We start from the raw sequence: 11,705 nt of genomic DNA on the forward strand, positions 1-11,705 counted from the left end.
AGTTCCCCGCGCCCCTTGGATGGGCCCTTCGGGCCCTCCTTCAGGGGCGCGGGGAACTGCGCGACCAGCCCCCACCGGCCCGCAGACGAAAACGGGGTGCAGGGGCGCAGCCCCGCTTGCCCACCCACCGGGGCCCGGGGCGGAGCCCCGAATCGGGGTGCAGGGGGCGCAGCCCCCGCGAAGGGGTCCGGGGGCGTAGCCCCCGGGAAACGCCCCCTCCCCCCCTCAACCCCCACCCACCCCCGGAGGGTTTAGGGAAGGGGCGGGGTGGGGGCTACTCCTCCGGGGGTGACTCCCGCGCGTACCCCTCGTCCGAACCCCCCGTCGCCCCCGGCGGCAGCCGCGGTGGGCGGTACGACGACACCGGGCCCGCCGCCGGGTCGGGGCGGACCGCGCCGAGCAGGGGGTTCGCCGCGATCGGGGAGATCTTCACCCGCGTCCCGGGCCGCGGCGCCTGCACCACCAGGCCGTCCCCGAGGTACATCGCCACATGCGTGGCCTTCGGGTAGTACACCACCAGGTCCCCGGGCCGCAGCGCCCGCAGCGGCACCCGGGGCAGCTCCGCCCACTGCTCCTGGCTGGTGCGCGGGATGGCCCGGCCCGCGTGGGCCCAGGCCTGGGAGGTGAGGCCCGAGCAGTCGTACGAGCCGGGCCCCTCCGCGCCCCAGACGTACGGCTTCCCGAGCTGGTCCACCGCGTACCGCAGCGCCTGTTCGCCCTCCTCGGACGGCGCGCGCACGCCGCTGAGCGCACCCGTGGCGAGCAGATCGCGCTGGGCCCGCGCCATGCCCTGCTGCTCAAGGCGGGCCAGCTCGGCGAGCTGGTCCGCGCTGAGCGCGGAGAGCAGGCCCTCCACGTCCTTGAGCCGCGCCCGCACCGCGTCCCGCGCGCGCCGCTGGCGCGCGGCCAGTGTCGTCTGCTCGTCCAGTGCCTTGCGCGCCGCCCGCGCCAGCGCGTCGGCCTGCCGCTCGGTCCGCGCGAGCCGGGTCACCGTCGCCCGGCGCTCCTCGGCGGCCCGCCGGAGCAGATGCCCCTGGTCCAGCGCGCCCTGGGGGTCGCGGGCCAGCAACAGCTGCATATACGTGGAGAGTTCACTGTGGCCCTGGTACTGCTCGCGGGCCAGGCGGCCCGCGGCGGCGCGGCTCACCGCGAGCGCGACGCGCGCCTTCGTCAGCCCGGCCGCGACCTTCTTCTCGTCCGCCGCCCGCAGCTTCAGCCGTTCCTCGGCCGCGTTGTACGCCTCGGACGCCTCCTCCGCCTGCCGGTACAGCGTCTGCAACTGCGTCAGGAGTCCGCTCACCGAGGTCTCGGGCGGCGTGGGCGCGGCGTGCGCGGCGGGGACGGCCGACACCAGTGCGGCCGCCACGGCCGCAGCGGTGCACACCGAGCGCAGAGTTCCGACTGACACGTGCTCACCTCCGGTCGGATGGTGGCACGGTGGCCCGGCGCAAAGCGCGCCGAGACGGGTGAACGGTGCGAATCCCTCACCCGTCCGGCCGTACGCCGGTGCGGCCGCTTGCGTACGGGCTACGACACCTGCTTACGGCAGTCGCTCACGACACCGGCAGCGCGTACAGCGTCGCCCCGTGCCACACCACCGCCGTGTCCGCGTCCGCCGCCACCGCCCGGTAGCCGCCCCGGTCCGCCGACTCCTCCTTGGTGCCCGCGTCCTGGAACTTCCACAGCCGCGCGCCGCTAGCCGCGTCGAACGCCGTGACCTGGAACGGGTCGAGAGCGAGGACGGTGCGCCCGGACGCGCCCGCGACCATGTGCGTCTCCACCGGCGTGCCCAGTGCGAGGTCGGTCGTCCCGGCCCACCGCTGCTGCCCGTCCGCCGCCCCGAGCGCCGTCACCTGCGTACCGCTGTCCGGGACGTACACAACTCCCTTGCCCGGGGCCGGGGTTCCGTACGGCGCCTTGCCCTTGGGGTGCTGCCAGCGCGGATTCGTGGTGGTGAGGTCGAACGCCTGGAGACCACCGCCCGCCGTCGTGAGCAGGGTGCCGTCCGGCGCGAGCACCGCCTCGTCGGTCGGGAGCACCGAGCCGTAGGTGCGCGACCACACGTCCTTGCCGGTCTTCGGGTCGACGGCGAAGAACTCCGCGAGCACCTGCTTGGCGCCCTTGGGCGGGGCGGCCGCCGGGCGGCGGGAGACCAGCTGACCGCCGTACGGCGTCGCCCACTCGAAGGTCTCGCCCCGGCCCACCGGCCTGCGCCACAGGACGGTGCGGTGCGCGATGTCGTACGCGTAGAGGGCGGCGTCCTTGCCCGCGGTGGCGGTGAACCACACCGTCGTGCCCGCGTGCGCGCGGACCTCCGGCGTGCCCATGCCGGGGGCGAGCGACGCGTACGGGACCTTCTGGTGGATCGAGCCGTCGGCGACGGCGAACCAGACGAAGTCGGCGGGGCCCGCGCCGAACGCCAAGTCGGTGTCGGCGGGCTGGAGTTGGGCCACCCCGGCCAGCTCCGGGCGGTTCCACAGCTGCCTGCCGGTGCGCAGGTCGACGCCGGTGAGGGCGGCGCCGGGGACGACCAGGACCGTGCCCTGGGCGAGCGGGGTGCCGAGCAGCTTGCCGCCGGGGACCGCGTATCCCCAGCGGGCGGTCGGCGGCGCGCCGGGCACCGGCAGCGGGCGGGCCGCGGGCTTGGCGTCGGCCGTGCTCTTGCTGTCCGTGCCCCCGGAGTCCCCGTCGAACGCGAGTACCGCGCCCGCCCCGAGCGCGAGCCCCGCGACCGAGGCGAGCCCGGCGGTCAGCAGCGACCTGCGGTCGGCGGCGATACGGGCGAGCGGCGAGCCGCCGCCGGGGGCGGTGGCGGCCGGAGCCGGGACCGGCTGCGGGAAGGGCTGCGGGGCGGACCAGGCGGGGAGCGGGGGCGCGGAGTCCGGTGTTGCGGGGGTGGCCGGTGGGGCTTGCGGGGCGGCGGGCACGGGGGCGGCGCCAGGGGGCGCGTCGGCGGGCCACAGCACCGTGCCGCCGAGCGTCACTCCGGGCAACTCCCGTGCCTGTGCGGCCCGTTCCGCGATCGCCGTCGCCACGCGCGGCGGCAGCCAGCCGTCCGGCAGCACCGCGTCCACCCCGCCGGGGACCAGCTCCGCCGCCACCTCGGCCGGGGTGGGGCGGGCGCCGGGCGCCTTGGCCAGACAGCGGCCGAGCAGCGGGCGCAGCGCGGCCGGGACCGGGGTGAGATCGGGGACCGAGTGCGCGATACGGTGCGCGGCCGCGTCGGCCGGGCCCGCGTCGAAGGGACCCGCGCCCCCGGCCGCGTACGTGAGCAGCATGCCCAGCATGAACACATCGGCGGCGGGTCCGGGCTTCTGACCGGCGACCTGCTCCGGCGTCAGATAGCCGACGGTCACGCCGAGGCGCCCGCCCTCCCCGGCGCTCGCCGCGCTCGCGCCGCCCAGTACGCCGAACGCGGTGACCAGCGGCCCGTCCGCGGTGAGCAGCACCACGTCGGCGCCCAGGCCCTGGAACGCCCGGCCGGTCACCGCGTGCGCCCGCTCAAGCGTGGTGGCGAGCGCCGCGCCGAGCGTACGCACGGTCGCCTCGGGCAGCGGTCCGGCGAGCGCCACCGCCTCGGCGAGGGTGAGCGCGGCCGCGAACGGGGTGGCCAGCCACGGCAGCCACTCCTCGGGACCGGTCGCGAGCACCGGCGCCACCCAGGGACCGGCCAGCCGCTCGGCGGCCCGTGCCTCGTCGCGGAAGCGGCTGCGGAAGGCGGGCAGCGCGGCCAGATCGGGCCGGGCGGCGGTGACGGACACGCCGCGCCCGTCCGCGCCGTGGGCGAGATAGACCCGGGCCGTGCCGGTCTCGCGCAGTCTGGCCCGCATCCGGTACGGACCGAGCTCGCGCGGTTCCTCGGCGGTCAGCGCCTCCATGGCTCAACTCCCCCTGCGGCACGGCGTGGACCAGCGAGCTTATCGCGCCACGGGGGTGCTCAGGCGCGCGGTGCCGGCTTGGTCCAGGGCCAGCGGCGGGGCTCGCGGCCCTCCGGCGCGTAGGTGTACTTCCAGCCGCGCTGGATTCCCAGCCGCTTGCTGTGTCCGGCGGGTTCGCGCCGGTACGCGTACACCGTCGCCGGGCCGCCGTCGGCGTCCGGGACCGGTACCTCGTACCACTGGGGCGGCTTGCCCGTCGGGCCGATCAGGACGGGCAGGACGCGCCCGTCGAGGGGCCCGCCCACAAAGAGGGTGTTCTCGCTCTGCACGCCACAAGTGTCACACCGGCGACGGTACGAACGGGCAGGTCGCCCCGCGCGTCACCGCGTCACCGCGTCACAGCAGATGGGCCGCCCCGGCGACGACGGGCACGATCCGGCGGGCGAGGACCCCGGCCGGGCCCTCGGGCGACTCCAGGGCGAGCGCCGCCCCCACGACGGCCGCCGTCTGCGGGTCGGTGGCGGCGGTCGCGGTGAGCAGGGCGACGAGGTGGTCGACCAGCCAGTCGCGCAGTTCGGGCAGCGGCGGCTGCTTCTCCTCGTCGAGCCAGATCAGCGACGCGGCCTCGACGGCCGCGATCCAGGTGCGCACCATCAGCCGCAGCCGTGCACCCGGTGCCTCCACCCCCAGGTGCACGAGGATCTGCTCGGCGGCCGCGCGGCGCACCTCGTCGACTATCGCGGTGGTCCGCGAGGTCTCGGCGACGCTGCCGCCCTGTAGCAGAGCGGAGAACCCGGCGTCGTGCTCGTCCACGAAGGCGAGATAGCGGTCCAGGGCCTGGGCGAGGCGATGCGTGAGCGGGCCGGTCTGGGCCTGCGCGAAGCACAGCTCCAGCTCGTCGGCGGCCGAGCGCAGGGCCGCCTCGTAGAGCTGCTGCTTGCCGCCCGGGAAGTACCGGTACACCAGCGGCCGCGACACACCGGCCGCCTCGGCCACGTCGTCCAGCGACACGTCCTCCGGCGCCCGGTGCGCGAAGAGCGACAGCGCGGCGTCGAGCAACTGGGTCCGCCGCGCCTCTACGCTGAGCCTGCGGTACGCGGGGGTGGCGGCGGGTGACGTCATACGGGCAGCGTAATCCCCGCGCGTGGGCTCCGCCCCGGGCGCGGTCTGGTTCGTCTGCGGACCGTGCGATGGGGGTCCCCCCTGCTCGAACGAAGTTGAGAGCTTGGGGGATGGTCGCTCCCCCAAGTTCTCGGCTCCGCTCGAACAGGGGGGACCCCCATCGCGGCGAAGCCGCACAATGTCACAGCCCCGCGCCCCTCGGTGGCGCTAGCGCGCCAGCAAACCCGAGCTCACCCACAGCCTCCGGCTCACGCCGTTCAGTACCCCGATGTCGTCCAGGAAGTCGGTCAGCCGCTTCGCGCCGTTCTGCATCACCTCGCGGCGGTGGCCGCTCGCCTTCACCTGGGCGACGGCCTCCCTGCGGTCGAGGCCGACGTTCTCGTACACCTGCGGGTTGACGAAGCAGGTGGAGAAGACGCGCGCGGCCTCCCCGCAGCTGACCCGGGTGAGCTCCCGCTCCCAGCGCGGCGCGCTCACCATCTGGCGGCGCAACTCCTCGCGGGCGTACCGGACATGGCGCGCCTCCTCCACCACATGGATCCGGGTGACCCCGCGCATCAGCGTCTGCACCCGGTCGTCCGGGAAGGTGAGCCGCTGCATCCAGTCCAGGATCTCCTCGCCGAGCAGCGTCGCGGCGAACGAGCCGGGCGTCGTCGAGACGGTCTTCAGGACGCGCGCCAGGTTGTGGTAGAGCCGGGGGACCGGGTACGTGGGCGATCCGCTCTTCTTGATCATGCGGGCGAACATCATCGAGTGCCGGCACTCGTCGGCTATCTCGGTGAGCGCGTAGCGGACATGGTTGCTGGTCACCGGCTTGTCGTAGATGTGCCGTACGAGCAGCTGCATCAGGATGATCTCGAACCAGATCCCCAGCGAGCCCAGCGAGGCGGCCTCGTGGCGGGCGAGCTCGAAGCGCTGGTCCTCGGACATCTTGTGCCACAGCGGGGTGTCGTAGAGGGAGAGGAGCTCGGGCGGCCAGAGCCACTTGCCGTCCTCCAGCGGCGCGTCCCAGTCCAGCTCCTTGTCGGGGTCGAAGGAGTGCCGCGCGGAGGACGCGAGGAGTCGTTCGGCGACCTCCTCGCGGTCCCTGAGCAGGCCGAGCGCGTCGTGCAGCAGCTCGCTTTCGGTCACGGTCGTCATGGCTGGTGGCACCTCGGCTGGGGGTCGGTCCGGGCCGATTCGCGATCGGCCGGGGCGGTATCGGTCGTGACGTACCGGCGGTCACCTCTTATGAGACTGCTTGTCAGCAAGCCCGTCAATCCCTTGGCCCCGACTTGTTGACCCGGCGTCTACCAACGTGTGAGCCTGCCAGTGAACCGGCGTGTAACGGACAGTCAGACATCCCCCGGGGCGGTCCGTGAGAGGTCCACAAGAGTTCCGCGAATGACCTGAAGAGTGATTCCGCGAGGCGAAGGAGCCGCACGTGTCGACGCAAGACCTGTATGTGAACGGCCCGCACGACCCCCTGTGGCAGGTCCCGGCGTCGGGCGCGGCGCGCTTCAGCTGGGAATACGACGACGGGCGCGACCGTCTGCTCGCCCTCTACCAGAAGGGCAAGGACAAGCAGTGGGACGGCGCCAGGCGCATCGACTGGGAGCTCGAAGTCGATCCGTACGACCCGCTCGGCACCCCCGACGAGGCGATGACGCTGTACGGGACGCGCTACTGGGCCAAGATGACCGACGAGGACAAGGGCGAGCTGCGCAGGCACTACTCGTCGTGGCAGTTCAGCCAGTTCCTGCACGGCGAGCAGGGCGCGATGGTGTGCGCGGCGCGGATCGTGGAGTCGGTGCCCGACCTGGACGCCAAGTTCTACTCCGCCACCCAGACCATGGACGAGGCCCGGCACGCCGAGATCTACAGCCGGTTCCTGCACGAGAAGATCGGGATGCTCTACCCGGTCAACGACAACCTCCAGGGGCTGCTCGGCGACACCCTGCGCGACTCCCGCTGGGACATGCCCTACCTGGGCATGCAGGTGCTGATCGAGGGCCTGGCGCTGGCCGCGTTCGGCATGCTCCGCGACACCACGGACAAGCCGCTGCCCAAGCAGATCCTCGCGTACATCATGCAGGACGAGGCGCGGCACGTGGCGTTCGGCCGGATGGCGCTGCGCGACTACTACAAGCAGCTCTCCGACGCCGAACTGCGCGAGCGCGAGGAGTTCGTCATCGAGGGCTGCTATCTGATGCGGGACCGGCTGCGCGGCATAGAGGTCCTGGAGAACTTCGGCATTCCCAAGGCGGAGGCCGAGGAGCTGTCCGAGCAGTCCGAATTCCTGCACCTCTTCCGCAAGCTGCTGTTCAGCCGGATCGTGCCGTGCGTCAAGGACATCGGCCTGTGGGGCGAGCGGCTGCAGAAGGCGTACCTCGACATGGGCGTCTTCGACCTCGGCGACTCCAACCTGGACCTCTTGATGGCCGAGGACGAGGAGATCGCCGAACGCCTGGACCGCGAGCGGTTCGCCCAGGAGGAGACGGCACGGGTGGCGGAGGTCGAGGAGGCGATCGCGGACGGGGCGGCCTGAACGGTCGCGTCGACGGCATCGCGGTCGTCCGCCGTCGCCCGCCCGCCGAACAGCGGCCGCGGGCCCGGGGGTCACCGGAGGGGGCGCCCCCTCCGGTCAGCCCGCCAGCGCCGCCTCCATCACCGCCTTCGCGATCGGTGCCGCGTCGCCGCCGCCGCTGATGTCCATCCGCTTCGCCTCCGCGTCCTCGACGACCACCGCGACGGCCACGGCGGGCCGTGCGGCGTCCGGGGCCTGGGCCCAGGAGATGAACCAGGCGTACGGCAGGCCCCGGTTGCCGACGCCGTTCTGGGCCGTGCCGGTCTTGCCGCCCACCCGTACCCCGGGGATGGCGGCGCTGGTGCCCGTGCCCTTCTCCACCACGTCCACCATCAGCTGCTGGAGCTGCACGGCGGTGGCCGGGCTCATCGCCTGCTGGTAGTCGCGCTCGGCGGTCCGGGCGAGCGTCGTGCCGTGCGCGCTGGTCGTGCGGTCCACCAGATACGGGTACTTGAGCTCCCCGCCGTTGGCGACCGCCGCCGCCACCATCGCCATCTGCAGCGGTGTGGCCGTGGTGTCGAACTGCCCGATGGAGGACAGTGCCAGCTGGTCGGGGCCCATCTTCTTGTCGAAGTTGGACTTGGCGACGCCCGACGGGATGCGCAGCCGGGTGTCGTTGAAGCCGAACCTGCCGACCGCTTTGAGCATCCCGGCGAGTCCCACCTTGACCCCGAGGTTCGCCATCACCGTGTTGCAGGAGACCTCCACGGCGTACGCGAGGGAGGCGTTCTCGCAGCCGCTCGCCTCGTTGGGCAGCGTGGTGCTGGTGCCGGGCAGGATGTACGGGTCGGGCGTGACGGTCGGCGCGTTCACATCGCTGACGGCCCCCGCGTCCAGCGCGGCCGCGGCCGTCACGATCTTGAAGGTGGAGCCCGGCGGATACGTCTGCCGGATCGCCCGGTTGAGCATCGGCTGCTCGGGGCCCGTGGTCATCGCGGTCCAGGCCCTCTTGACCGCCGGCCCGTTCCCGGAGAGCCTGCCGGGGTCGTACGAGGGGCTGCTGACCAGGGCCAGGATCCGGCCGGTGGCCGGCTCGACGGCGGCGACCGCGCCCTTCTTGCCGCCCAGGCCCCGGTAGGCGGCCCGCTGCATCGACGCCTTGATGGTGGTGACCGCGTCGCCGCCGCGTTGGCGTTTACGGGTGAGGTCGCCCCACAGCGGAGTGAGCAGCGGGGAGGTGCCGGACAGGACGGCGTCCTCCGCGTTCTCGACTAGCGTGGTGCCGTAGATCTGGGACGCGTAGCCGGTGACGGGCGCGTACAGCGGGCCGTCGGTGTAGGTGCGCTCGTACCGCAGCGGCTGGCCGGTGTCCAAGGAGTCGGTGACCGCTTCGCCGTCCACCAGGATGTCGCCGCGCGGCTGCCCGTAACGGGCCAGTGTGGCGCGGCGGTTGGCGGGGTTGTCGTCGAGCGCGTCGGCCTGGAGGATCTGGACGCGGGCCGCGTTGACCAGGAGCGCGACCAGCAGGACGAGGCAGCAGGCGGCGGCCCGCCGGATGTAGCGGATCATCGGGCCCCCGTGCGGACAGGTGCGAGGGTGCCGGTCTCGACGGCCGGGCGCGGGGTGCGCGCGCTGTCGCTGGCCCGGATGAGCAGGGCCACGATGATCCAGTTGGTGACCACGGACGAGCCGCCCTGCGCCAGGAACGGCATCGCCATGCCGGTCAGCGGGATGAGGCCCGTCACCCCGCCCGCGATCACGAAGACCTGGAGGGCGAGGATCGAGGAGAGCCCGACGCAGAGCAGCCGCCCGAACGAGTCGCTGAGCGCCAGGCCCGCGCGGTAGCCCCGGGCCACGAGCAGCGCGTACAGCAGGAAGATCGCCGTGAGTCCGGCGAGCCCCAGCTCCTCGCCCGCCGTCGCCAGGATGAAGTCGGACTTCGCGGCGAAGCCGATGAGGATCGAGTGGCCCGCGCCCAGCCCCGTGCCGAGCATGCCGCCCGCGGCGAACGCGAACAGCGACTGGGCGAGTTGACCAGGGCCCTGACCGGCGTCGATGGAGGCGAACGGGTGCAGCCAGTCCTGGACGCGGCTGTGCACATGGGGTTCGAGCGAGCCGACCGCCGCCGCGCCGACCGCCGCCAGCAGCAGCCCCACCGCGATCCATCCGGTGCGGCCGGTCGCCACGTACAGCATGATGACGAAGAGTCCGAAGAAGAGCAGCGAGGTGCCGAGGTCGCGCTCCAGGACCAGCACCCCGACGCTCAGCAGCCAGATCGCCACGATCGGGCCGAGCACCCGGCCGGTGGGCAGTTGCAGGCGCCAGATCCGGCGGCCGGTGTACGCGAGCGCGTTGTGGTTGGCGGCCAGGTACGCGGCGAAGAAAACCGCGAACAGGATCTTGGCGAACTCGGCCGGCTGGAAGGAGAGTCCGGCGAGGCGGATCCAGATCTTGGCGCCGTTGACGGCCGGGAAGAAGATCGGCACGACCATCAGGACCAGAGCGGAGGCGGCCGAGAGATACGCGTACCGGGCGAGCACCCGGTGGTCGCGCAGGATCAGGACGACCGCGCCGAACAGGGCGACACCGAGGGCCGACCAGACCAGCTGGGCGGAGGCGGCCGGGGTGTGCGGGGTCTCCAGGTCGAGGCGGTAGATCAGGACCAGGCCGAGGCCGTTGAGCAGGACCGCGATGGGCAGCAGGAGCGGGTCGGCGTACGGGGCGCGGAGCCGGACCGCGAGATGCGCGAGCAGGGCGAGCAGCCCGAGCCCCGCGCCGTAGCCCGCCGCGTCCGGCGGGATGGCGCCGCTCTTGGCGAGCCCGACGTCGGCGTATCCGTAGACCGAGGCGAGGACGGCGCCGACGAGCAGCGAGAGTTCGACGCCCCGGCGGCGGGGGAGGCGAAGGGCGGGCGGTGGCCGGTCCACCGTCGTCGGTGCGCTCATGCCGGGAAACGTAGCAAGCGCGGCCGCTTATGTCCTTTATGTCATAGTGTGCCGAGGGTATCTCGACCAAGAGAACTGACGGACCGTCACTGAGGAGTACGGCCATGGGGCCCGTGGAGTTCATCGTCCTCGCCTTCCCCGAGGAGCAGCTGCGGGTGCAGGCCGTCGACTCGCTCGTCGGGGTGCGCCGATCCCGGGCGGTACGGATGGTCGACGCGCTCGTCGTCACCAAGACGGCGGGCGGCGAGGTGCTGGCGGCCGAGCTCGACGAGTTCGAGGAGCTGAGCGGCGTCCTGGTCGGTGACGGCGTCGAGCGGCTGATCGGACCCGAGGACGTCCAGGAGGCGGCGGGGCTCCTCGACCGGGGCAGCTGCGCGATCATCGCCCTGATCGAGCACCTGTGGGCGGAGGAGGCGGCCAAGGGTGTGCGCGCGGCGGGCGGCCATGTCGCGGGCTCGGTGCGGCTTCCGCCGGAGCGCCTGGACGAGGTGAGGGCCGCGCTGGCCGAACGTGCGGCCGCGCGGAGCGAGAAGGGCTGAGCCGTGTTGGTACGGGACGAGAGCGCCGTGTGCATCCGAGAGGAAGACTGAGCCGTGTTCATCAGATCCACCCGGGCGGTGGTGCGCCCTGTGACCCGTCCGCCGGGCGCGCCCCTGCTGCGCGGGCTGCTGGAGAACGCCCCGCGACCGCCGCGCCCCGAGCCCCCGGCTCCCGCTCCCGGGGCGCCGCCCGAGGCGGCTCCCGGGGCGCCCGACCCCGACGGCGCCGCCCTGGTCGACCGGCTGACCCAGCTGGGGCGGCTCGCCAAGGAAGGGCTGCTCACCCCCGAGGAGTTCACGGCCGCGAAGGCGAAGCTCCTCGGGAAGTGAGCCGGCGGATCAGCACCAGCGCGGCACCGGGCCGAGGTTGTCGATGTAGAACGCCGACCCCCACGCCCAGGTGCCGTCCATCAGCAGATACCAGCGGTTGTTGCCCTCGACGCTGTCGCCGCGCGTCTTGCAGAAGATGTGGACGATCGAGTTGTAAGGCGCCGTGCCGACGATCCGGCTGCTGCGGGTCGGCTTGTCCCGTAGGAGCAGGCCGGACTTGGCCGTCACGCGGCCGGTGTAGCCGCTGTGGTCGGACGGTTCGGCGCTCGCGGGACCGGCCGCCGCGAGGGCGGCGACGGCGCCGGTCGCCAGGCACACGCCGAGCGAAGCAAGGGGAGAACGCGGGGACATGGATGCCTCCTGGGGGAGGGGAGGGCCGTGGGGG

The 11,705-nt window shown here is 73.3% G+C and carries 11 protein-coding genes; 3 read left to right on the forward strand and 8 right to left on the reverse strand.

The genetic code is table 11. The annotated features are described in order from the left end of the window. Window positions 1–274: 274 nt before the first annotated feature. From ACGFRG_RS16275 to ACGFRG_RS16295, 5 genes are all read right to left on the reverse strand, one after another. Window positions 275–1,408 carry a C40 family peptidase gene (locus tag ACGFRG_RS16275; protein ID WP_361426490.1) on the reverse strand — a complete coding sequence of 378 codons (1,134 nt, stop codon included), beginning with the start codon at window positions 1,406–1,408 and terminating at the stop codon, window positions 275–277. Window positions 1,409–1,553: 145 nt separating this feature from the next. Beyond that, entirely contained in the window at window positions 1,554–3,878 is a 2,325-nt protein-coding gene (locus ACGFRG_RS16280; RefSeq protein ID WP_393264447.1) for a PQQ-binding-like beta-propeller repeat protein, read from the reverse strand. Window positions 3,879–3,937: 59 nt separating this feature from the next. Then, window positions 3,938–4,207 carry a hypothetical protein gene (locus ACGFRG_RS16285; protein ID WP_361426496.1) on the reverse strand — a complete coding sequence of 90 codons (270 nt, stop codon included), beginning with the start codon at window positions 4,205–4,207 and terminating at the stop codon, window positions 3,938–3,940. 67 nt (window positions 4,208–4,274) lie between these two features. Then, window positions 4,275–5,000, reverse strand: coding sequence for a TetR/AcrR family transcriptional regulator (locus ACGFRG_RS16290; RefSeq protein WP_361426499.1), 726 nt, complete (start codon window positions 4,998–5,000; stop codon window positions 4,275–4,277). Between the two features lie 207 nt (window positions 5,001–5,207). Next, window positions 5,208–6,140 (reverse strand): diiron oxygenase, encoded by a 933-nt coding sequence (locus tag ACGFRG_RS16295; RefSeq protein WP_361426502.1) that lies wholly within the window; start codon window positions 6,138–6,140, stop codon window positions 5,208–5,210. A 283-nt stretch (window positions 6,141–6,423) separates the two neighbouring features. On the opposite strand from ACGFRG_RS16295, the gene ACGFRG_RS16300 reads away from it, so the two are divergent. Beyond that, the gene (locus ACGFRG_RS16300; protein WP_361426505.1) at window positions 6,424–7,527 is read left to right on the forward strand and encodes a ferritin-like domain-containing protein; all 1,104 of its coding nucleotides are present in this window, start codon (window positions 6,424–6,426) and stop codon (window positions 7,525–7,527) included. A gap of 96 nt (window positions 7,528–7,623) precedes the next feature. On the opposite strand, the gene ACGFRG_RS16305 is transcribed toward ACGFRG_RS16300, so the two are convergent. Both ACGFRG_RS16305 and ACGFRG_RS16310 read right to left on the reverse strand, forming a co-directional pair. Next, window positions 7,624–9,075, reverse strand: a complete 1,452-nt coding sequence (locus tag ACGFRG_RS16305; protein WP_393264452.1) for a penicillin-binding transpeptidase domain-containing protein — start codon at window positions 9,073–9,075, stop codon at window positions 7,624–7,626. Further along, window positions 9,072–10,451 (reverse strand): FtsW/RodA/SpoVE family cell cycle protein, encoded by a 1,380-nt coding sequence (locus ACGFRG_RS16310; RefSeq protein ID WP_361426511.1) that lies wholly within the window; start codon window positions 10,449–10,451, stop codon window positions 9,072–9,074. The genes ACGFRG_RS16305 and ACGFRG_RS16310 overlap by 4 nt, the downstream gene beginning before the upstream one ends. 104 nt (window positions 10,452–10,555) lie before the next feature. On the opposite strand from ACGFRG_RS16310, the gene ACGFRG_RS16315 reads away from it, so the two are divergent. Both ACGFRG_RS16315 and ACGFRG_RS16320 read left to right on the forward strand, forming a co-directional pair. Next, a complete protein-coding gene (locus ACGFRG_RS16315; protein WP_361426514.1) occupies window positions 10,556–10,990 on the forward strand; it encodes a DUF6325 family protein in 435 nt (144 codons plus the stop codon). 54 nt (window positions 10,991–11,044) lie between these two features. Next, window positions 11,045–11,320, forward strand: a complete 276-nt coding sequence (locus ACGFRG_RS16320) for an SHOCT domain-containing protein (protein WP_393264455.1) — start codon at window positions 11,045–11,047, stop codon at window positions 11,318–11,320. 9 nt (window positions 11,321–11,329) lie between these two features. Here the strand turns inward: ACGFRG_RS16320 and ACGFRG_RS16325 are convergent, their stop codons facing one another. Beyond that, window positions 11,330–11,671 carry an SH3 domain-containing protein gene (locus tag ACGFRG_RS16325; protein WP_361426520.1) on the reverse strand — a complete coding sequence of 114 codons (342 nt, stop codon included), beginning with the start codon at window positions 11,669–11,671 and terminating at the stop codon, window positions 11,330–11,332. Window positions 11,672–11,705 lie beyond the last annotated feature (34 nt).

The sequence above is a fragment of the Streptomyces sp. NPDC048696 genome (assembly GCF_043198895.1).
Lineage (GTDB): Bacteria > Actinomycetota > Actinomycetes > Streptomycetales > Streptomycetaceae > Streptomyces.

Bases quoted from the DNA above. Each gene is read 5' to 3' on its own strand.
- ACGFRG_RS16280 (WP_393264447.1), bottom strand. From the start codon at position 3,878: ATGGAGGCGCTGACCGCCGAGGAACCGCGCGAGCTCGGTCCGTACCGG.
- ACGFRG_RS16290 (WP_361426499.1), bottom strand. From the start codon at position 5,000: ATGACGTCACCCGCCGCCACCCCCGCGTACCGCAGGCTCAGCGTAGAG.
- ACGFRG_RS16295 (WP_361426502.1), bottom strand. From the start codon at position 6,140: ATGACGACCGTGACCGAAAGCGAGCTGCTGCACGACGCGCTCGGCCTG.
- ACGFRG_RS16305 (WP_393264452.1), bottom strand. From the start codon at position 9,075: ATGATCCGCTACATCCGGCGGGCCGCCGCCTGCTGCCTCGTCCTGCTG.
- ACGFRG_RS16310 (WP_361426511.1), bottom strand. From the start codon at position 10,451: ATGAGCGCACCGACGACGGTGGACCGGCCACCGCCCGCCCTTCGCCTC.
- ACGFRG_RS16315 (WP_361426514.1), top strand. From the start codon at position 10,556: ATGGGGCCCGTGGAGTTCATCGTCCTCGCCTTCCCCGAGGAGCAGCTG.
- ACGFRG_RS16325 (WP_361426520.1), bottom strand. From the start codon at position 11,671: ATGTCCCCGCGTTCTCCCCTTGCTTCGCTCGGCGTGTGCCTGGCGACC.